Below are 20007 nucleotides of genomic sequence, written 5' to 3'. Positions count from 1 at the left end.
ATCTTATTCTTTTTTGAATACAAAAATATATTCGTGTTTAAAGATATAATAATCACTTCTAATTGCACGATATTGCCAAATAGAATTAACTCCTAATTTACCACGATTTCCTTCTATGTTTTTTACGATAATTCCTTTTAATTTTACTTTAAAGTGCTTTTTAATCTCATTCATAAGCAAAAATCCCAAAGGCTTTACTTCACTTTCTTTATAAACATCTCCTATAACTAAAGCAAAATATCTATTTTTATCTAAAAATTGCAAAGTATTTTCGCAAGTTTTTAAAAATGTTTTTATAAAGGTTTTTAAATCACTTATATTACTTAAGTCGTTGTTGTGATTTGTAAATTTTACAATATCTAAATAGGGTGGATGAAATATTATAAATTGTGCTGATTTTGAATTTAAATTTTGTAATTTTCCTTGGATTAAATGAGTTATATTTTCATTTGTATTATCATAATTTATTAGGCTATATCTTAAATTATCAAAATCATTTCCCATAGTATTTAAAACATATTCATACATTTTTTCGTTAATATCAATTCCTAAAAATTTTCTATTTAGTTTTTCACATTCATATAAAGTTGTCCCACTTCCAAAAAATGGGTCTATTACTAACTCATTTTCTTTAGTATAACGCCTAATTAGCTGATTTGGAATTTGTGGGATAAAATTGCCATGATATATATTTTTATGTTTGCCAGAATTATCTCTATTTTGTATAAGCCATAGGCTATTTACATCAATATTTACATTCTTCCAATTGCTTAAATCTACATCATTAAAATTCATAATTACACTTTAGCAACTCTTAGCTACTTCATAGCCACTTTTTAAGATGAGTTCTACATCTTTATGTTTTTCTTCGCCTTTTGTAGTTAGATAATCTCCTAGCACGATAGCGTTTATCCCTGCTTCAAACATAGCTTTAAAGTCATCTTTAAATGCAAATTCTCTACCACCTGCAGCCATTAGTCTTGTATTTGGTAGCTTTTCTTTTGCAAGTTTTATTATATTAATAGCTTCTTCTTTGGTGATTTCTTTAGCCTTGATTTTTAAAGCTTCATTTTTTATATAAAAATTAATTGGACTTGTGTGCGGCTTTAAAGTCGCAAGAGCGTCAAGTAATTCAGCTCTTTGATCATCGCTTTCTCCTAAGCCAAAAATCCCACCACAGCAAATGCCAAGCCCAGCATTTATAGCGTTTTGATTAGTTTCATATCTTTCTTCATAAGTATGAGTTGTGCAGATATTTTTAAAATTGCTTTTGGCGCTCTCTAGGTTGTGATTATAACTATCTATTCCATGCTCTTTTAAAAATACTAAATCCTTATAACTAGCTCTTCCATTGCAGCCAATTAGGTGTAAATGCAAGCCACTTTCTTTAATAGCACTTGCTGCTCTTGCAATAAAATCTAGCTTTTTACTATCAATTCCACGACCAGAAGTAACAAGGCAAAATCCTAAAGCACCAGCTTCACTAGCTATTTTTGCTTCGTTTAAAATAGTATTAATATCCTTATAATCATATACATTAATATTTGTATTATAATGCTTACTTTGGGTGCAATACGCACAATCTTCGCTACAATTTCCACTTTTTACATTGCAAATTGAACATAAAAATATTTCTTTCATTTTATATCCTTTACTTGTTAAAATACAATTTATTCTAACTAAAAAGGATAAAAAATGTATATATGTGGAATTCATACTGATGCTGGTAAAACTCATTTATGTGTTGCTTTGTGTAAAGCTTTTAATTATTCTTATTTTAAAATAGTTCAAGCAGGTTGTAATAAAGATAGCGATATTTTAAAGCGTTTTGTAAAGAATGTAAAAATTCATAAAGAAGGGATATTTTTAAATACTCCTGCATCACCACACATAGCAAAAAAGGTTGATAATATTGAATATTCTATAAATGATTTAATCTTGCCTGATGATGATAAAATGATTATTGAATTAGCTGGGGGTCTTTTTTGTCCTATTGATGATAATTTAACTATGATTGATTTTATGAAAAAACATAAGCGTAAAGTGATTTTAGCTGCTAGGAATTATTTGGGTATGATAAATCATACGATTTTAAGCATAAAAGCATTGCAAGATAATGGTTTTGATATTGTTTGTGTTGTGATGATTGGCGAGATTGATACTAGACTTGATGAGTTTATTTATAATTATACGGGCGTAAATATAGCTCATTTAGAGTATTTTGATGAGTTTAACATAGATGAAAAGATACAAGAATTTAAAAATGAAATTGAAAAATATTTAAGGAGTTAGTTTTGGAAATAATTTATGTGATTTTGGCTATTTTGTTTTTAGTGATTATTATGGTTATTTTTACTTATAATTCTTTAATAGCAAGAAGAAATGATGTAAAAAATACTTATTCAAGTATTGATGTTGAACTTCAACAAAGATATGATTTAATACCTAATTTAATAGCTTCTATAAAAGCTTATTTTGAATACGAAAAAGATACTTTAGAAAATATTGTAAAACTTAGAGAAAATGCTATGTATTCAAATAATACTAAAGAAAAATTTGCTTTAAATAACGAACTAAGTAAAGCTTTAGGGAATTTAAATATAAAACTTGAAAATTACCCTGATTTAAAGGCAAACTCAAGTGTTAATAATCTTTTAAATGCTTTAAAAGATTGTGAAGAGCAAATTAGTGCTGCTAGAAGAGCTTATAATTCAGCAGTTACAAGTTATAACAATTATTGCGAGAGTTTTCCAAATAATTTAATAGCTAATGCTTTTAATTTTATAAAAGCTGATTTTTATGAAGTAAAAGATGAAATTAAAAGCAATCCTAATGTAAAAGATTTATTTAAATGATTAAAACATTAAAACTTATTTTTATAGTTTTAGTTGTTTTTGCATTTTATAAATTATGTTTAGCAATAGATGATTATTATATTAGTAAGGATATGAATTTAATTCATTTTAGTCATTTTTTATATTTAATGGTATTTTTAATATTACTTGCTTTATTAATTTATACTCTTAATCTTTTTTTATATGTATTGCCGTTTTTTTATAAACATAATTTCGTTTTGATTGAAGATAAGGAAAAATATAAAGATACATTAATAGCTTCTGATAGGGCATATATTTTTAATGCTTATAGAAAAAATGGTTTAGATATTTTGTTTTGTTCTTTTTTAAAAGTTGATAGTATAGGTATGTTTGATGTTAAGATTAAGTATTTAAGCATTGATTTTTTTGGAACTTATATAAGGGTTAAGAAGAAAATTCATAATAATTTTGGTATTTTTGCTAATAGGAGATTGTTATTTTTATATTTTAATAATGGAATTTTATTTAATCAAAAGATTAGTTATTTGAGTGATAATGTAGAATTTAATAAAAAATTTATTTTATATCCTAGCGATATGGTTAAGGATTTTAAATTTTTAAATCCTAAAAAATTAAGAAATATCGTAACAGCTGCAAAATATATAAATCATAGATTTAGTGTGATTTATGGCGATGAATATTTAGAAATTTATATTCATAATTTTTTATTTTCTTCTAATATTGAGAATGAATTTAAAAGTGTTTTAAGAATTATAAAAGAATTTAATGAGGCAAAATGATAGAGTTTTTAAAAGTTTTTAGAATAATTTGTATTGTGTGTTTGGCAATATATTTAATTTGGGGTATTGCTAGGCAATTTCAAAATATTTATATAATGTTTATTTTGATAGTATTTATTATAACTTCATCATTTTTTATTAGCTATATTCAGTATAAAAATATAATCAAACCATTTTTCATTAGCAATAATTTTAATGAAATATCAAATATAAGCGATATTAAAAAAGGCATAATTAATAGTGAAAGTGTAAATATAGAATTTGCTTATAATAAAGATGATTTAGATATTTTAAAGGTTAATATTAAAAATACTTATTACACACAAAAAGATAAAAAAAGAGAAAAAGATATTTTTAAAGGAATTTATATTCGTAAAAAAAATATAAAAATGAAAGATTTTATAATAGTTAGTAATAGCGATATTAAGGATATTTTAGGAGTTAAAGAGCCTTTAATTTTACTTGATAATGTAGATTTTAATAAATATTTTAAATTGTATTCTAATAATAATTTAGAAGTTTTTAAATTCTTAAATCCTAAGAAATTAGATATTATTAGTAATAATGCAAAACTTATTAATCACAAAATAAGTCTTTTTTATAAAGATAATTATTTGCATATTTATATTCATAATTTTTCTTTTAGTGAAAATATTGAAAAAGAATTTAAAAGCATAATAAATATTGTTAATGAGTTTTAAAAAATGTGAGAATTTGAAACACGAAATTAAAAGTATATGCTATTATAAGTTATAATTTTATTTTTGTTATATTTATAACATTAAAATTGTCAGAATTTTATATCAGGAGAGAAAATGAAAAGAGAAGAAATAAAAGAATTAATAGATATGTTTGCTCAAGCAAATATAGGCAAAATCAAAATCAAAGAAGGCGATTTTGAAATTAGCTTAGAAAAGCAAGGAACGGTTGTTGAATGCGCACCAATTCCTGCAGTAATGCCACAAAGTGCTCCAGCACCAATCAATGTAAATGTAGTAAATGAAGCACAACCTGCTAAAAACACTCATCCAGCAATTACAAGCCCAATGGTAGGAACATTTTATCAAGCACCAAGTCCAGGGGCGGCTAGTTTCGTAAAAGTTGGTCAAACAGTGAGAAAAGGCGATACAATTTGCATTATTGAAGCTATGAAAATTATGAATGAAATTGAAGCTGAATTTGATTGCAAAATCGTAAGCGCTTTAGTAGAAGATGGACAACCTGTGGAGTATGGAACAGAATTATTTGCAGTTGAAAAACTATAAGTAGGTTGCAATGAGAGAGATTAAAAAGATTTTAATTGCTAATCGTGGAGAAATAGCTCTAAGAGCTATTAGAACGATTAAAGAAATGGGTAAAGAAGCTATTTGTATATATTCTAGTGCTGATAAAGACGCTTTATATTTAAAATATTGTGATGCTAGTATTTGCGTTGGTGGTCCAAAATCAAGCGAGAGTTATTTAAATATCCCATCAATTATTAGTGCTGCTGAATTATGTGGTGCTGATGCGATTTTTCCTGGATATGGCTTTTTGAGTGAAAATCAAAATTTCGTAGAAATTTGTGAGCGTCATAATATTAAATTCATAGGTCCTAGTGTAGAAGCTATGAATACTATGAGCGATAAAAGTAAAGCTAAACAAGTTATGAAAAGAGCAGGTGTTCCAGTAATCCCAGGTAGTGATGGGGCTATTAGTGGAGTAGAAGTTGCAAAAGAATTAGCTGAAGAAATGGGCTATCCTGTTATTTTAAAAGCTGCTGCAGGTGGTGGTGGTCGTGGTATGCGTGTAGTTGAAAAGGCTGCTGATTTAGAAAAAGCATATTGGTCAGCTGAAAGCGAAGCTACAAGCGCATTTGGTGATGGTAGAATGTATATTGAAAAATACATTAAAAATCCACGCCATATTGAAGTGCAAATCATAGGAGATAGCTTTGGAAATGTTATTCATATAGGTGAGCGTGATTGTTCTATGCAAAGAAGACATCAAAAGCTAATAGAAGAAAGTCCAGCTAGAATTTTAGAGCCAGCTACTAGAGAAAAATTATTAGAAACTGCTATAAGAGCAGCTAAAGCTATCGGATACGAAGGTGCAGGGACATTTGAGTTTTTATTAGATGATTATCAAAACTTTTATTTTATTGAGATGAATACAAGATTACAGGTTGAGCATTGCGTAAGTGAAATGTGTAGTGGAGAAGACATTATTCGTCATATGATAAATGTAGCTGAAGGAAAAGCTCTACCTAAACAAGAAGAGATAAATTTTAAAGGTCATTCAATTGAGTGCAGAATTACTGCAGAAGACCCTAAAACATTTACACCTTGTCCTGGGACAATTAGTAGATATACAGCTCCTGCAGGTGCAAATGTGAGAATGGAAAGCCATGTTTATCAAGGATACAGCGTTCCTCCGTTTTATGATAGTATGATAGGTAAGCTTGTTGTGTGGGCTCCTACAAGAGAGATGGCAATTCATAAGATGAAATGTGCTTTACAAGAATTAATAGTAAGTGGTATTAAAACTACAAAAGATTTTCATATTTCTATGATGGAAAATCCTGATTTTATAAACAATAAATTTGATACAAACTATTTATCAAGAAGATAATTCCTAAATGAAATTCTTTAAGAATTTCATTTAGTCCTGAGTAATGCTATGAAAGAAATTAATTTTTATAAATTATCTTTAAATATTTATTTAGAAATGCTACTTCGTTTTAGTTCTATTGTCATAAATACTATTATGATTAGTAGATACAATGTGTTTTTAATAGGAGCTATGAGTAGTGCAAATCAGATTTTTATAATAGCTACAACTATATTTTCATTCCTTTCAATTGGTTCAAGTGTATTAATATCTCAAGCTTTAGGCGCTAATAACAAAAACTTAGCAATAAGGTCAGCTCATATTAGTATATCTTTTAATATGGTTTTAGGTATTTTGATATTTTTTATAATTAATTTTTTTGATGGCAATATGCTTAGGTTGTTAAATGTTCCTAATGATATATTTGATTATTCATTAATATATTTACAAACTATAGCTTATGTAATATTGTTAGATTGCTTAAATATAGCTTTATCATCTGTAATTAGAACTTATGCTAAGGCTAAGGAATTAATGATTGTATCTCTTATTATGAATGCAGTTAATATTGTTTTTAATGCTATATTTTTATATAAATATGATTTAGGCTTATTTGGAGTGGGAATTTCAAGTGTAATTTCTAGGATAGTAAGCCTTGCAATGCTAATTTATATATATTTTAAGATTGCAAAACTTAAGATTTATTTTGAGCTATTTTTTAAAATTAATAAAAAAATATTAAAAAATATTTTGACAATAGGTGGCTTTAGTGCAGGAGAAAATCTACTATGGTCAGCACAATATATGGTTATTTTTGCTTTTGTTGGATTATTAGGAAAAGATGCTTTAAGTATTCAAAGTATATTTTTTCAAATTTCAATGTTTATATTTACTACTAGCTCTGCTTTAAGTGTGGCTAATGAGATAATCATCGGTAGGCTAGTTGGTGCAAAAGAATTTGAAAAAGCATATAAACAAAGTTTTAAAGTATTAAAAATTGCAATAATTTGTAGTTTAGCTTATGCTAGTTTTGTTTTTTTAATTCAAGATTATATATTTCAAGCACTTAGTTTAAGCAATGAATTAATAAATATTATAAAACCGCTTTTTATAATAAGTTTTTTCTTAGAAAGTTCAAGAGCTTTAAATATAGTAATGGTTAATTCTTTAAGGGCTAGTGGGGATGCTGCTTTTCCTTTTTATGCTGGAATTGTTTTTATGTGGGGAGTTAGTGTTCCTTTAGCTTATATTTTAGGGATACATTTACATTTTGCTATGGTTGGAATATGGAGTGCTTTTGTAGTTGATGAACTTTTAAGAGGACTTGCTAATACATATCGTTGGAAAAGTAAAAAATGGCAAAGCAAATCAGCTGTATAAATATCTTTTAAAAGATATTTATATTTTATGATTTAGTGTTGTTGTGCTTTTAAATTCTTGTTTGTATCCGTTAGTTTCTATGCTATCTTTTAACATTTCTTCAAGTAAAGAATCATAAAATTCTTTAACACTTAGCACATATTTTGCATATTCTTTGTTTTTTGCTAATAAGTAATTTAAATTAAATTTTAATTGTTGTAATAAATCGCTTGATTTTTCACTTAATAAATCTGATAAATTACCATTATTTTTAGTAGCTAATTCAAGTAAGGCATTATCTAAAGCTTGCTTTTCTTTTAAAAAAGCATTAAGTGCTTCTACTTTTTCCTTATTTTGAGTATCAAGTCTGTCTTTTCTAGCTTCTTTGATATCACTTATTCCTTGTTCTGTTATGCTAATAATTTTTAATAAAAGATTATTAGCAGTAGCTAGTCTTTTTTCTATCATTAGCATAACTCATTTGCAATTGCATTTGCGGTAGATTTTAAATCAATTTTATAAGTTCCATTTGCAATTTGCTCAGCTATAGCAGCTGCTTTTGGGCTCAAAGAACTTTTGGTTTCTTTAACTTCAGTTTTATCAACATTTTCACTTTTTGTAGCTTTTGGCTTCATAATATCTTGGCTTGAATATACCATAGATGAACTAAGTGAGTTTAACATTTTTCAACCTTTTTATAATATTTGCATACTATATCGGAATTAGTTTAAAAAACTTTATAGCCTTTCTTTTAAAAAATTAAATAGCATTTCAGAAAATCCAAGCCCACCACTTAAAGCCTTACTCATAGCATCATTATACATTGAGCCATAAATATCATCTCCAGCGTCTTTTCCAAATAGTGGATTTTCTAATTTAAGACTAATATCAAGGACACTTTTTATCATAAATGCTTCAAAAGCATCTGTTTGTTCTTTTAACAATTTTTCATCTACTTTTGCAGTATTTGGCTGGTTTATTAAATTAGAATTTAAAATTTCATGAGATTTTTTATTTTCTATTTTATTAATTTCTTTTTCTAATAAATTAGAAAAATTATTTTTACTATCTTCACTTAATTTTATTAAGGTATTTGTATTTGGTAGAGTATTTTTATATGTATTTTCATAAATTTTTGATATATCCATTATAAAATCTCCAATTCAGCATTAATTGCCCCAGCTTGTTTTAAATTTTTAATAATCGTTATTACATCAGCAGGGCTTGCACCTAGTTTATTTAAGGCTCTAGTGATATTTGCTAAAGTTATTTTATCGTTAGTAATTCTTAAAATATTTGAGCTAGTATCAATTACACTACCATCTTTTAAATCAACTTCATTGTCTTTTAGTTCATAAGGTCTTTTAGGTTCAATTTTAATTGTTATATTTCCATGAGATATTAAAACAGGACTAACTTCTACATCAATTCCACTTATTATCGTTCCTGTTTTTTCATTTATTATGATTTTACTATTTGCGTTTATTTCTCCAGCATCTAGCGATAATACTTTTGCTATAAAATCAACTGCACTTTCTTCTTCTGGTCTTTCTATTATTATTGTTTTACCATCTGTAGCTTTTGCTATATCTAAATCATAAGCTTTATTTATTGCATTTTTTATTTTACTAGCTAGTGCAAAATCATTTTGCTTTAGACTTAGAGTAATTCTTTCTTGATTGTTAAAATCAAAATTAACTTCTCTTTCTATACTAGCCCCATTTGTTATTTTTGCATTTGTCATACTAGCACCTTTGCCACTACTATCTATACTAAGCGCTCCTTGAGCTAATGCGTAAATATTCCCATCAACACCTTTTAAAGCACTTAATAAAAGTGTTCCACCTTTTAAACTTTTAGCATCACCTAATGAAGCTACATTTACATCAATTTTATCCCCACTTTTTGCAAAGGCAGGTAATTTTGCACTAATCATAACTGCTGCGGTATTTTTACTTTTAATATCATCAGGGCTTATTTTGATATTCATAGAGCCTAGCATATTTGCAATTGATTGAATAGTAAATTCGCTACTAGAACCATCTCCACTACCATTTAGACCAACAACCAAACCATATCCGATTAATTCATTATCCCTAACTCCAACAATATTTGCTATATCTTTTATTTGTGAAGCCATTAAGGAATTTAATATAAATATCAAAAATATCATAAATCTCATTATTTTTCCTTATTTTAAATATGTTTAAATTAAGCAAATCATATTCCATATTTTTTACAAAAACATTAACCAAATACTAAATTAGCTTTTGTAAAATCAGCAGATTACTTTCAAATTTTAAGGATAATAAATGCACAATTTATTTTTATTTAGTGATTTTATAGCTGATGACAATAAAGCGATTACTTATTTAATTCATTTCGTTTTAGTTATTGCAATTATTTTGGTTTTAGCAAAATTAGCAACTTCTAAAATGCAATTAGTTCCAAAAGGTATTCAAAATATTATGGAAATGTTTTTAGATGGTGTTTTATCTATGGGTAAAGATACTTTAGGCTCAAAGGAAGCAGCTTTAAAATATGTTCCTTTAATCGCTACTCTTGGATTAGTTGTTTTTGTAAGCAATATAATAGGTATAATTCCTGGATTTGAAGCTCCTAGTGCTAGTTTAAATTTAACACTTCCTTTAGCAATAATTGTTTTTATATACTATCATTACGAAGGCATAAAAACTCAAGGATTTTGTAAGTATTTCAAGCATTTTTTTGGTCCTGTTAAAGTGATTGCTCCACTTATGTTTGTTGTTGAAGTGATATCACATTTTTCTCGTATAGTTTCTTTATCTTTCCGTCTTTTTGGAAATATTAAAGGAGATGATTTATTTTTAGGTGTTATTTTGGCTTTAGTTCCAATCGTAGCTCCGCTTCCACCATATTTTCTTTTAACATTTATGGCATTTTTACAATCGTTTGTATTTATGATTTTAACTTATGTATATATAGCTAGTGCTATTGCAATTGATGAGGAGCATTAATGGAATTTGAAGTAGTTATTGGTTTAGAAGTTCATACTCAGCTTAATACAAAAACTAAGATTTTTTGTTCTTGTGCGACAAGTTTTGGTGAAGTTGCTAATACTAATGTTTGCCCTGTGTGTTTGGCATTGCCTGGAGCTTTACCTGTATTAAATAAAGAAGCTTTACAAAAGGCTATATATTTTGGTAAAGCAATTAATGCAAAAATTAATGAAGTAAGTATTTTTAATAGAAAAAACTATTTTTATCCTGATTTACCTAAAGCTTATCAAATATCACAATTTGATGTGGCAATAGTTGAAGGTGGAAAATTAGAAATTGAAGGTGAGTTTGGTAAAAAAATAGTAGGAATTACTAGAGCTCACCTTGAAGAAGATGCAGGTAAAAATATTCACGAAAACGATAATTCTTTAGTAGATTTAAATCGTGCAGGAACTCCACTACTTGAGATTGTAAGTGAGCCAGATATTAGAAGCGCTGATGAAGCTGTAGCTTATCTTAAAAAACTTCATTCTATTATAAGATTTTTAGATATTAGTGATGCTAATATGCAAGAAGGCTCTTTTAGATGTGATGTTAATATATCTATCAGACCTAAAGGCGATAATAAATTTTATACAAGAGTAGAAATTAAGAATTTAAATAGTTTTAAATTCATTCAAAAAGCAATAGAGTATGAGAAAGAACGCCAAATAGCTGCTTGGATGGATGGTAAGTATGATAGTGAAGTAGTTCAAGAAACAAGATTATTTGATACTACAAGACTTGTTACAAAACCTATGAGAAGCAAAGAAGAAGCTGCTGAATATAGATATTTTGCAGACCCTGATTTATTACCTGTATTTGCTAGTGCTGATATGATTAATGTTGCAATTCCTGAACTTGCAGATGAGAAAATATCTCGTTATGTTAGCGAGTATGGGCTAAAAGAAGATGATGCTAAGGTTTTAGTAAGCTCACTAGAAATGGCTATGTTTTTTGAATATTTAATAAAATCAGGTTGTTCTCCAAAACTTAGTACAACTTGGTTAAGTGTAGAATTAATGGGTTTATTGAAAGGTGAATTAAATATAACAAATTCTCCTGTGGGAAAAGAAAAACTATCAGATTTAATCAAAGCTATTGAAAATAGTGAAATATCAAATAAAGCAGGCAAAGATGTTTTAGCTTATTTGTTTGAAAACGATATAAGTGTAAGCGATGCGATTGAAAAACTAGGATTAAAACAAGTTAGTGATGATGGTGCTATTAATGCAATAATAGATGAAATATTATCTAAAAATGCAGATAAAGTAGCTGAATATAAGTCAGGTAAAGATAAATTGTTTGGATTTTTTGTAGGGCAGACTATGAAAGAAGGCAAAGGAGCTTTTAATCCAAATAAAGTAAATGAGCTTTTAAAGGCTAAGCTTGGATGATTAGCGTAATTGGTTCTGGTAAGTGGGGTAGTGCAATAGCTCATGCTATCTCACTTAATAACAAAGTAAATATTTGTTCTTTTAGTAAAAAATCAGGTGAATATATTGATATAAACGAAGCTAAAAAAAGTAAATATTTAATATTTGCATTAAGTGCTCAAGGAACCTATGATTATCTTAGAGCTAACTTTAGTAATTTAAATGATAATTATGTATTAATCGCTTCAAAAGGTATTTATCAAGACTTGTTTTTACACGATGTATTTTCTAAGTTTTTTCCAATAGAAAATATTAGTGTTTTAACTGGCCCATCTTTTGCAACAGAAGTTAGTAAAAATTTACCAACAGCACTTGTAATTAGTGGTATTAATGATAAGTTAAATCAAGAATTTGCTAATTTTTTTCCTAGTTTTATAAAGACATACACCGATAATGATGTCGTTGGTGCTGAGATTTGTGGCGCATATAAAAATATTATTGCTATTGCTAGTGGAATTTGTGATGGATTAGAATTAGGTAATAATGCAAGAGCTGCTCTTATTTCTCGTGGTCTTATAGAAATTACTAGATTTGGTAAGTTTTTTGGTGCTAAAGATAATACTTTTCTAGGTTTAAGTGGGGCAGGTGATTTATTTTTAACTGCTAGCTCAACATTATCAAGAAATTACAGAGTGGGATTAATGCTTGCAAAGGGCTATAATCAAGATGAAATTAAGCAAGAATTAAATGAAGTTGCTGAAGGAATTGATACCACTAAATCAGTTTGTAAAATTGCAAAAACACATAATATATATTGTCCTATTGCTAATGAAATTTTATTAATTTTAAATGGCAAGAATGTAAAAACTAGCTTACAAGATTTATTAAAAAAATGAAAAAATTTTTAATTATATTATTTGTAAATATTGTATTGTATTCTCAAAATTTATCAAATATAAGCACCCAAAGACTAGCTGGTCAGATGATTATGATAGGTTTTAATGGAAAAGATATTAAAGAATACAATATAAGAAAATTAGGTCAAGAAGCTAGTCTTGGAAAAGTTGGTGGTATAGTTTTTAGGGCAAATAATTTCACAGATATTGAACAAGCAAAAAAATTAGTGAGTAGATTTAAAAATATAGCAATTGTAAATCCATTATTTTTAGGTATTGATTATAAAGATTTAGATAAAAATTATGATTTTTTATATTGTAAAGAACCTGATTTTATTAATCAGAATTTAAATATTAATGATGCTAGATTAAATTATCTAAAATCAGCTTTAAATTTAAAAGAATTAGGACTTAATTTAAATTTAACATTAGGGGTAAATACTAGTATAACTAATGATTTATTAGATAAACTTAGTATCTATGCTAGAGAATACTCTGATGCTTTTAGGCAAAGTAATATTTTAATAGCAGCTAAAACTTTTCCTGGAGATATGAATAATTCTTCAAGTTTTGTTAAAGATTATAGATTAAGTTTTTTAAAGCCATTTTATGATTTTACACAAACTAATAAAGTTGATATGATAATGGTTTCAAATAAAATTTATCCTATACTAGACAAAAAACCAGCAAATATGTCTAAGAAAATCATTAATATATTAAAAAATGATTTATCATTTAATGGGGTAATAGTAAGTGATGATATCTTAGGTGGTGATTTAGATGGCGTAGATTTTAAAGATAGGATAATTGATAGTATAAATGCTGGAGTTGATATATTGTATTTTGGATTATCTAGGATAAAGTATGGAGATACAGCAAGTTATGTTGTTGATATTATAAGTCAAGCAGTAGATGATGGCAAAATAAGTAGAAGTAGATTAGAAGAATCTTATATAAAAATTACTTCTTTAAAAGAGAGAATATGATAAAAAAATTATTAGATGAACAAAGTGGTATTAAAAATACAATTGATAATTTATATTCACACCCTGACCCATTGCAAGTAGTATATGATAATATTAATAGCAAAGATATAGAATTTATTGCTTTAATATGCGCTTTATTTGCGTATGGAAATGCTGGTGCTATAGTAAAATTTTTAAAAAAACTTGATTTTACTTTATTTAATAAAAGTGATGAAGAAATAAGGCAAATAAATCACAAATATAGATTTCAAAACGAAAGAGATGTAGCAGAAATTTTTATTAGTCTAAAAAGATTTAAAGAAAAATCAAGTATAAAAGATTTTAGTCATAAAATTTATAAAACAAGCAAAAATAATAAAATATTAGAAGTTATTCAAGCTTTAATTACTGAGATTTATTCATTGAATGATTATAGAAGTGATGGGTATGAATTCTTTTTTAGTAAAGTTAATAATACAAGTGCGTATAAAAGATATTGTATGTATTATCGCTGGATGGTAAGAAATGATAATTTAGATTTAGGTTTGTTTAATGAAATTAGTCCTGCTGATTTACTAATGCCACTTGATACACATACGCATAAAATGGGGCTTATGTTAGGACTTATTAAAAGAAAACAAGCTGATCAAAAATGTATGCTAGAGCTTAGTAGGGCTTTAAAAAATTTTTGCAATGAAGACCCTTTAAAATACGATTTTGCTTTATATAGAATATCTCAGACTAATGATGAAAATTCTTTACAAGAATTAATTAAAAATGCCAGAAATTAGTATTATCCAAGAAATTGTAGTTTTAATATCGGCATTATTTGCTGGCTTTATTGATGCAATTTGCGGCGGTGGAGGGCTTATTATAATACCTATGCTAATTGCTTTTGGTTTAGGAGAACAATTAGCCATTAGCACTCATAAATTTCAAGCAATGTTTGCGATGTGTTGTTCGTTTTCAACTCTTTTTAAATATATAGAATTTAAAAAAGTATTTATAGGAATGATTTTTAGCATAATAGGTGGTATTTTAGGTGCTAGGGTTCTTTTAATAATTAATCCTGAACCATTAAAACCCATTATATTATTTACTCTTTTATTGATTTTTATATATTCTATTTTCAATTCAAAACTAGGTAGTATTAAAGCTAAGCAAATAATGAGTGAAAAATTATTCTATCCGTTTTTTGGCTTATTGATAGGATTTTATGATGGATTTTTAGGGCCTGCTACAGGTTCATTTTGGATATTTGCTAGCATTAGTTTAATAGGTCAAGATATTAAACAAGCAAGTATTAATGCTAAGGCTTTGTGTATGGCAAGCGGTATGATTTCTCTTATAATATTTATGATAGATTTTAAGATTTATTATTCACTTGGTCTAAAAATGGCTATGTGTGGTATATTTGGAGCATTTTTAGGTGCTAAATTTGTTTTAAAATACAAAAGTGATTCTATCAAAAAAATATTTTTAGTTATTGTTTTTATAACTTTACTTAAACTAACTTATGAATATTATTTAAAATAATTTTTTATTACAAATTATAAAATTTATTTATATAAAAGACTTTTTATAAACTTATTTAGTCTTGTATAATTTAACTAAAATTATTATATAATTTCTTTATGGAATTTAGTTTATTAGAATATTTTATAGGTTTTTTAGCTTCTTTTATTGGTGGTTTTATTGATGCTATCGTGGGTGGTGGCGGACTTGTTACATTGCCTGTGATTTTAGGACTTGGAGTGCCACCATCTTTAGCTATTGCAACTAGTAAGTTACAAGCTAGTATGGCTGCAGTTTCTGCTGTATTTAGTTTAAGAAAAGAAATAAAATTTAAAGAATTAAGACTTGGAATTTTAATAACAGCAATTTTTTCAATTCTTGGAAGTTATGTTTTGCTTTTAATATCTAATGAAGCTATTATGCCACTTATTTTAGTTATTTTAATATTAGTATTTATTTATACTATTTTTAAGCCAAATCTAGGGAATATAAACAAAAAAGCTATTTTAAGCACTACTTTATTTTTAATAATTTTTGGTGTTATTTTGGGATTTTATGATGGTTTTATAGGACCAGGAACTGGCTCATTTTGGATATTAGCATTTACTTCTTTATTAGGATTTAATCTAAAGCAAGCATCAATAAATACTAAATTATTAAACACTACAAGCAATGTTTGTTCTTTATGTTTCTTTTTGTGCTTTTATGATGTTTTAATTAAACTTGGTCTTATTATGGGAGTAGGTGGGATAATAGGTGCTTATTTAGGTGGTAAATGCCTTCTAAAAATTAATATAAATATAATTAGATGGGTTTTTATAATTATTGTTTTTTGCACTATTTGTAAATTAATATATTCAAATTTCTTTTAGCATTTTAAAATAGTTTTCAAATTCTTTACACTCATTTATTACTTTAAAACCATATCTTTCGTATATTTGTGAAGATTTGGTTATTAGTGTAATTTTTTTATAACCTTTATTTTTTGCTATATTAATTGCATATTCAAGCATTTCTTTTAATATTCCCATTTTTCTATAGCTAGGAATTATCGCTACACTATCTATATAAAATTCGTCTTTATCGCATTCTTTTATAATCTCATAATTTGAGTTTATATTTTTTAAATATTGCTTTAAAGCGTCATCATTATATTCTCTATCGCCATAAGCACAACAAATTGAAATAATTTGATTGTCTTTTTCATATACAAATAAATTATCAAGACAAAATCTAGTTTTTTCCTTGCCAAAAAATTCATAAAATTTTTCTATTTTTTTATGATAGTCTTTCTCGTTAAAAAAGTTTTCACTAAACTCAGCCATAGCTAAGTCTAAAATCTCGCAAGCCTTATAATCACTCATTCTAGCAGGTCTAATCATTAGTTATCCTTGTTTTTGTAAAATCTTAACCAAATTTTAATTATAAGAGGTGAATATGGGAAGAGCGTTTGAATACAGACGTGCAGCAAAAGAAGCTCGTTGGGATAAGATGAGTAAGATATTTCCAAAATTAGCAAAAGCTATTGAAGTTGCAGCAAAAGAAGGTGGAATTGACCCTGAAATGAACGCAAAACTTCGTTCAGCAATAGCAACAGCAAAAGCTCAAAATATGCCAAAAGATAATATTGACGCGGCATTAAAAAGAGCAGCGGGTAAAGATGGAAACGATATTAAAAGCCTTCATTATGAAGCTAAAGCTAATTACGGAGTGCAAATTATAGTTGAAGTTGCTACTGATAATACCAATAGAACCGCAGCTAATATAAAAGCTATTTTTAATAAAAACGGAGCTACTCCACTTGTAAATGGTAGTTTAGAATTTTTATTTTCAAGAAAAAGTGTTTTTGTATGTAAAAAACCTAATATGGATTTAGAAGAATTAGAATTAAGCCTAATTGATTTTGGCTTAGAAGAATTAGAAGATGAAGAAGAAAATGTAAGAATTATCGGAGCTTATGATAGCTTTAAAGAGCTTAGCACAGGAATTGATGAGCTTAAATTAGAGCTTGTTAGTGGAAGACTTGAATATGTTCCAAACAATCCAATAAGTCTTAGTGAAGAGCAAATCACTGAACTTGAAAAATTATTAGATAAGCTTGAAGAAGATGATGATGTTCAAGCAGTTTATACAAATATAGAATAAGGAAAAATTATGTTAAAAGTATATGACAATTTTGCAGATTTAGAAAATATTAATGAAGCTATTATTAAGACTAATAAAGGTGATATGAAATTAACTTTATTTAAAGATAGCCCGCAAGCTACTTTAAATTTCGTTCATTTAGCAAAAAATGGATTTTATAATGGTCTAAAATTTCATAGAGTAATTCCTAATTTCGTTATTCAAGGTGGTTGTCCTTTAGGCACAGGCACAGGTGGTCCTGGTTGGAATATTAAATGTGAATGCAAAAATCAAGAGCATAAGCATTTAAGAGGGACTTTATCTATGGCTCACGCTGGTCGTGATACTGGTGGCTCTCAATTTTTTGTTTGTCATTCAGCACAACCACACTTAGATGGAGTTCATACGATTTTTGGTCAAGTTAATAACGAAGATGGCTTAAAGATTCTTGATAGTATCCGCCAAGGCGATATTATTGAAAGTATTGAAATAAAATAATTTAAAATATCTAAGATATGATTCAAATTCTTTAATTTAGGTTAAAGAATTTGAAAATTAATTAAATTGATGATTATATTGCTTTTTACGAGGATATAAAAGTTTTTTGCAGATATTTTTTAAATATCTTTTTATTATATTTTTTTTACTTGTTCTAATACTATTAAATATCATATCAAGTTCTATTCTTTCCTTTTCGGTAATCACTTTTAATCCTTTAATTGTTTTCTTATACGAGACATTAAAAATAATAACTCATCATCATCTAATTCACAAAGCATTGTAAATACAGCTTTTACTGCTTGTGGTTTAGAATTACCTAAACGCCAGTCTTGATAAGTTCGCATAGGTAATCCTAAACGCTGCGACATTGCTTGCAAAGAAATTTTCTTACCATTTTCTTTACTCTCTATCGCATTATGTAATAAATTAAATATATCGTTCGTCTCAATCATTTTTAAATTATACGATTTTAAAAATTAAACTTCGCTAAAACGGAGTTTATATTTGTAAAAAAATATAAAAAATACAAAATATCCTTAAATTAATACATTAAAAAATAAAATATATACGAAATAATGTATAAAATATATGGTTAAATAATTTTACTAAATTAAGTTGAGTGTATTAGACTAAATAGTTACTTGATAGTTAACAACTCAAGTGATATAATTCGCTTATCAATTTTAAGGTATGAGTGATAATGAGTAAAAAAACTGATTTTATACTAGAGCAAATGATTAAAGCTTATTTAAGCGAGCAAAATCCAATTGGCTCTATGTTATTGCAAGATAGTTTGAATGTTCCTGCAAGCACTATAAGAGTTTATTTTAAACAACTTGATAGTGATGGTTATATTTCAAAACTTCACGCAAGCGGTGGAAGAATTCCTACTCAAAAAGCTATGAAATATTATTGGAAGCAATTTTTTAATTATGAATTAAATTCTAAATTAGAATTAAACTCAACTTTAAATTTATTAAGAGTTGCTAACGAGAATGATTTGTTTTTCCTTATTGTTGATAACAAAAAAATATTTTTAAATGATATTTTAAACATTGAAAATAGATTTATTATTTTAGATTTTATAGAAAATAGGGTTTTGATTGATTTTAACGATGAATTAAATATACTTTTTAATCAGTTAAAAGGATATGAGATAAATGATATTAAGACAATTTTATATAGATTAAATTTAATAAATACTTTAAGTGATATTGAAAATTCTTTTAAAAATAAAATTAAATTTATATGTGGAGAAAAAATTTTTGCAAATATTGTAAAACTTTCTTCATTTAGTTCTATTATGAATTTAAAGTTACTTGATTATTTTACTAATAACTTGATTTATGATGAGCTATTTTTACCTGATTTTATGGGAGTTAAATTAGATTGTAATTATATGCAAAATAAAAGTTCTTTAATAATTGCAGGTAGTATTTTTACAGACTATGAAAATGTTTTAAATCAATTAAGGGAGGCGATATGAGCGAAAAAGCCACGCAAGAAGAAAATGTAGTAAATAACGAAGAAGTTTGCGAATGCAATGAAAATTGTGAATGCGAACAAAATGAGTTAAGTAATGAAGAAATTGCTTTAAGAGCAGAGCTTGATAAGGCAAATGAAGAATTTGCAAAATTAAAAGACGCTTATCTTAGAGCTAATGCAGATTTTGAAAATTATAAAAAACGCTTAGAAAAAGATAAGCAAAGTGCTGTTTTATATGCACAAGAAGGATTACTTAAGGATTTAATACCTGTTTTAGACGCATTAGAAAATGCTAGTAATTTTGAAGCAGATGATGAGTTTTCAAAACAACTTAAACAAGGTATTGATAATACTTTAAGTTTATTTAAAAATATCCTAGCAAAACACGGAATCAAAGAAATCGTAGCTAATGAAGGTGATGAATTTGACCCTAGTTATCACGAAGCTATGATGCATGTTGAAGCAGAGCTTGAACCAAATTGTGTTGCAGCTATGTTTCAAAAGGGTTATATGATAAATGACAGAATAATTAGAGCTTGTAAAGTAAGCGTATCAAAATAAAAG

Annotated in this window: 27 protein-coding genes; 18 read left to right on the top strand and 9 right to left on the bottom strand. The window is 26.8% G+C overall.

The features are described from left to right. Positions 1 to 3: 3 nt before the first annotated feature. Together AVBRAN12640_RS01725 and AVBRAN12640_RS01720 are read right to left on the bottom strand one after the other, a co-directional pair. On the bottom strand, positions 4 to 795 hold the full coding sequence (locus AVBRAN12640_RS01725) for a TRM11 family SAM-dependent methyltransferase (protein ID WP_336608595.1): 792 nt from the start codon (positions 793 to 795) through the stop codon (positions 4 to 6). Positions 796 to 804: 9 nt separating this feature from the next. Beyond that, positions 805 to 1641, bottom strand: coding sequence for a biotin synthase (locus tag AVBRAN12640_RS01720; protein WP_336608594.1), 837 nt, complete (start codon positions 1639 to 1641; stop codon positions 805 to 807). Between the two features lie 54 nt (positions 1642 to 1695). Here AVBRAN12640_RS01720 and bioD point away from each other — a divergent pair, with 54 nt between their 5' ends. From bioD to AVBRAN12640_RS01685, 7 genes are all read left to right on the top strand, one after another. After that, positions 1696 to 2292 carry a dethiobiotin synthase gene (bioD, locus tag AVBRAN12640_RS01715; protein ID WP_336608593.1) on the top strand — a complete coding sequence of 199 codons (597 nt, stop codon included), beginning with the start codon at positions 1696 to 1698 and terminating at the stop codon, positions 2290 to 2292. Between the two features lie 2 nt (positions 2293 to 2294). Further along, entirely contained in the window at positions 2295 to 2855 is a 561-nt protein-coding gene (locus AVBRAN12640_RS01710) for a LemA family protein (protein WP_239803579.1), read from the top strand. Further along, a complete protein-coding gene (locus tag AVBRAN12640_RS01705; RefSeq protein WP_336608592.1) occupies positions 2852 to 3616 on the top strand; it encodes a DUF3137 domain-containing protein in 765 nt (254 codons plus the stop codon). The genes AVBRAN12640_RS01710 and AVBRAN12640_RS01705 overlap by 4 nt, the downstream gene beginning before the upstream one ends. After that, complete coding sequence (locus AVBRAN12640_RS01700) at positions 3613 to 4317, top strand: DUF3137 domain-containing protein (protein WP_336608591.1); 705 nt, start codon at positions 3613 to 3615, stop codon at positions 4315 to 4317. Before AVBRAN12640_RS01705 ends, AVBRAN12640_RS01700 begins: the two co-directional genes overlap by 4 nt. 114 nt (positions 4318 to 4431) lie before the next feature. After that, on the top strand, positions 4432 to 4881 hold the full coding sequence (accB, locus tag AVBRAN12640_RS01695; RefSeq protein ID WP_214118793.1) for an acetyl-CoA carboxylase biotin carboxyl carrier protein: 450 nt from the start codon (positions 4432 to 4434) through the stop codon (positions 4879 to 4881). A gap of 10 nt (positions 4882 to 4891) precedes the next feature. Beyond that, complete coding sequence (locus AVBRAN12640_RS01690; RefSeq protein WP_214118795.1) at positions 4892 to 6226, top strand: acetyl-CoA carboxylase biotin carboxylase subunit; 1335 nt, start codon at positions 4892 to 4894, stop codon at positions 6224 to 6226. Positions 6227 to 6274: 48 nt separating this feature from the next. After that, positions 6275 to 7585: an MATE family efflux transporter gene (locus AVBRAN12640_RS01685; RefSeq protein ID WP_336608590.1), complete on the top strand. Its 1311-nt coding sequence runs from the start codon at positions 6275 to 6277 to the stop codon at positions 7583 to 7585. Between the two features lie 18 nt (positions 7586 to 7603). On the opposite strand, the gene AVBRAN12640_RS01680 is transcribed toward AVBRAN12640_RS01685, so the two are convergent. The 4 genes from AVBRAN12640_RS01680 to AVBRAN12640_RS01665 all read right to left on the bottom strand — a co-directional run bounded on the left by AVBRAN12640_RS01680 (position 7604) and on the right by AVBRAN12640_RS01665 (position 9746). Then, positions 7604 to 8032 carry a hypothetical protein gene (locus AVBRAN12640_RS01680; RefSeq protein ID WP_214118799.1) on the bottom strand — a complete coding sequence of 143 codons (429 nt, stop codon included), beginning with the start codon at positions 8030 to 8032 and terminating at the stop codon, positions 7604 to 7606. Then, the gene (locus AVBRAN12640_RS01675) at positions 8032 to 8247 is read right to left on the bottom strand and encodes a flagellar biosynthesis anti-sigma factor FlgM (RefSeq protein ID WP_214118801.1); all 216 of its coding nucleotides are present in this window, start codon (positions 8245 to 8247) and stop codon (positions 8032 to 8034) included. The genes AVBRAN12640_RS01680 and AVBRAN12640_RS01675 overlap by 1 nt, the downstream gene beginning before the upstream one ends. 54 nt (positions 8248 to 8301) lie before the next feature. After that, on the bottom strand, positions 8302 to 8562 hold the full coding sequence (locus AVBRAN12640_RS01670) for a rod-binding protein (RefSeq protein ID WP_239803721.1): 261 nt from the start codon (positions 8560 to 8562) through the stop codon (positions 8302 to 8304). A 149-nt stretch (positions 8563 to 8711) separates the two neighbouring features. Continuing rightward, a complete protein-coding gene (locus AVBRAN12640_RS01665; RefSeq protein ID WP_214118805.1) occupies positions 8712 to 9746 on the bottom strand; it encodes a flagellar basal body P-ring protein FlgI in 1035 nt (344 codons plus the stop codon). Positions 9747 to 9876: 130 nt separating this feature from the next. Between AVBRAN12640_RS01665 and AVBRAN12640_RS01660 the strand changes: the two genes are divergently transcribed. The 7 genes from AVBRAN12640_RS01660 (at position 9877) to AVBRAN12640_RS01630 (ending at position 16205) form a co-directional block, all read left to right on the top strand. Then, positions 9877 to 10560, top strand: coding sequence for a F0F1 ATP synthase subunit A (locus AVBRAN12640_RS01660; protein ID WP_336608589.1), 684 nt, complete (start codon positions 9877 to 9879; stop codon positions 10558 to 10560). Beyond that, positions 10560 to 11978, top strand: a complete 1419-nt coding sequence (gene gatB / locus AVBRAN12640_RS01655; protein ID WP_336608588.1) for an Asp-tRNA(Asn)/Glu-tRNA(Gln) amidotransferase subunit GatB — start codon at positions 10560 to 10562, stop codon at positions 11976 to 11978. The genes AVBRAN12640_RS01660 and gatB overlap by 1 nt, the downstream gene beginning before the upstream one ends. Continuing rightward, positions 11975 to 12853, top strand: coding sequence for an NAD(P)H-dependent glycerol-3-phosphate dehydrogenase (locus AVBRAN12640_RS01650; RefSeq protein WP_336608587.1), 879 nt, complete (start codon positions 11975 to 11977; stop codon positions 12851 to 12853). Before gatB ends, AVBRAN12640_RS01650 begins: the two co-directional genes overlap by 4 nt. Beyond that, positions 12850 to 13839, top strand: a complete 990-nt coding sequence (locus tag AVBRAN12640_RS01645) for a glycoside hydrolase family 3 N-terminal domain-containing protein (protein ID WP_336608586.1) — start codon at positions 12850 to 12852, stop codon at positions 13837 to 13839. The genes AVBRAN12640_RS01650 and AVBRAN12640_RS01645 overlap by 4 nt, the downstream gene beginning before the upstream one ends. Next, the gene (locus tag AVBRAN12640_RS01640) at positions 13836 to 14609 is read left to right on the top strand and encodes a TIGR02757 family protein (protein ID WP_336608585.1); all 774 of its coding nucleotides are present in this window, start codon (positions 13836 to 13838) and stop codon (positions 14607 to 14609) included. Before AVBRAN12640_RS01645 ends, AVBRAN12640_RS01640 begins: the two co-directional genes overlap by 4 nt. Then, positions 14596 to 15354, top strand: coding sequence for a sulfite exporter TauE/SafE family protein (locus AVBRAN12640_RS01635; protein WP_214118816.1), 759 nt, complete (start codon positions 14596 to 14598; stop codon positions 15352 to 15354). Before AVBRAN12640_RS01640 ends, AVBRAN12640_RS01635 begins: the two co-directional genes overlap by 14 nt. A gap of 98 nt (positions 15355 to 15452) precedes the next feature. Continuing rightward, the gene (locus AVBRAN12640_RS01630) at positions 15453 to 16205 is read left to right on the top strand and encodes a TSUP family transporter (RefSeq protein ID WP_214150532.1); all 753 of its coding nucleotides are present in this window, start codon (positions 15453 to 15455) and stop codon (positions 16203 to 16205) included. Here the strand turns inward: AVBRAN12640_RS01630 and AVBRAN12640_RS01625 are convergent. After that, entirely contained in the window at positions 16191 to 16715 is a 525-nt protein-coding gene (locus AVBRAN12640_RS01625; RefSeq protein ID WP_336607048.1) for a GNAT family N-acetyltransferase, read from the bottom strand. The two genes, AVBRAN12640_RS01630 and AVBRAN12640_RS01625, sit on opposite strands and share 15 nt — an antisense overlap. 55 nt (positions 16716 to 16770) lie before the next feature. Between AVBRAN12640_RS01625 and AVBRAN12640_RS01620 the strand changes: the two genes are divergently transcribed. Together AVBRAN12640_RS01620 and AVBRAN12640_RS01615 are read left to right on the top strand one after the other, a co-directional pair. Further along, positions 16771 to 17478: a YebC/PmpR family DNA-binding transcriptional regulator gene (locus AVBRAN12640_RS01620; RefSeq protein WP_214118822.1), complete on the top strand. Its 708-nt coding sequence runs from the start codon at positions 16771 to 16773 to the stop codon at positions 17476 to 17478. 9 nt (positions 17479 to 17487) lie between these two features. Then, positions 17488 to 17955 (top strand): peptidylprolyl isomerase, encoded by a 468-nt coding sequence (locus tag AVBRAN12640_RS01615; RefSeq protein WP_239803586.1) that lies wholly within the window; start codon positions 17488 to 17490, stop codon positions 17953 to 17955. A gap of 57 nt (positions 17956 to 18012) precedes the next feature. Here the strand turns inward: AVBRAN12640_RS01615 and AVBRAN12640_RS01610 are convergent, their stop codons facing one another. Then, complete coding sequence (locus AVBRAN12640_RS01610; RefSeq protein WP_214118826.1) at positions 18013 to 18162, bottom strand: hypothetical protein; 150 nt, start codon at positions 18160 to 18162, stop codon at positions 18013 to 18015. Positions 18163 to 18164: 2 nt separating this feature from the next. Then, the gene (locus AVBRAN12640_RS01605) at positions 18165 to 18410 is read right to left on the bottom strand and encodes an XRE family transcriptional regulator (protein WP_214118828.1); all 246 of its coding nucleotides are present in this window, start codon (positions 18408 to 18410) and stop codon (positions 18165 to 18167) included. Between the two features lie 248 nt (positions 18411 to 18658). On the opposite strand from AVBRAN12640_RS01605, the gene AVBRAN12640_RS01600 reads away from it, so the two are divergent. Together AVBRAN12640_RS01600 and AVBRAN12640_RS01595 are read left to right on the top strand one after the other, a co-directional pair. Continuing rightward, the gene (locus AVBRAN12640_RS01600; protein ID WP_214120281.1) at positions 18659 to 19444 is read left to right on the top strand and encodes a hypothetical protein; all 786 of its coding nucleotides are present in this window, start codon (positions 18659 to 18661) and stop codon (positions 19442 to 19444) included. Next, positions 19441 to 20004 (top strand): nucleotide exchange factor GrpE, encoded by a 564-nt coding sequence (locus tag AVBRAN12640_RS01595; protein ID WP_214118832.1) that lies wholly within the window; start codon positions 19441 to 19443, stop codon positions 20002 to 20004. Before AVBRAN12640_RS01600 ends, AVBRAN12640_RS01595 begins: the two co-directional genes overlap by 4 nt. Positions 20005 to 20007: the final 3 nt, after the last annotated feature.

It is taken from the genome of Campylobacter sp. RM12640 (genome assembly GCF_020137595.1).
In the GTDB taxonomy this organism is placed as follows: domain Bacteria; phylum Campylobacterota; class Campylobacteria; order Campylobacterales; family Campylobacteraceae; genus Campylobacter_E.
The sequence above is the reverse complement of the archived record's forward strand: the minus strand, read 5'-3'. Positions and strand labels throughout refer to the sequence as shown.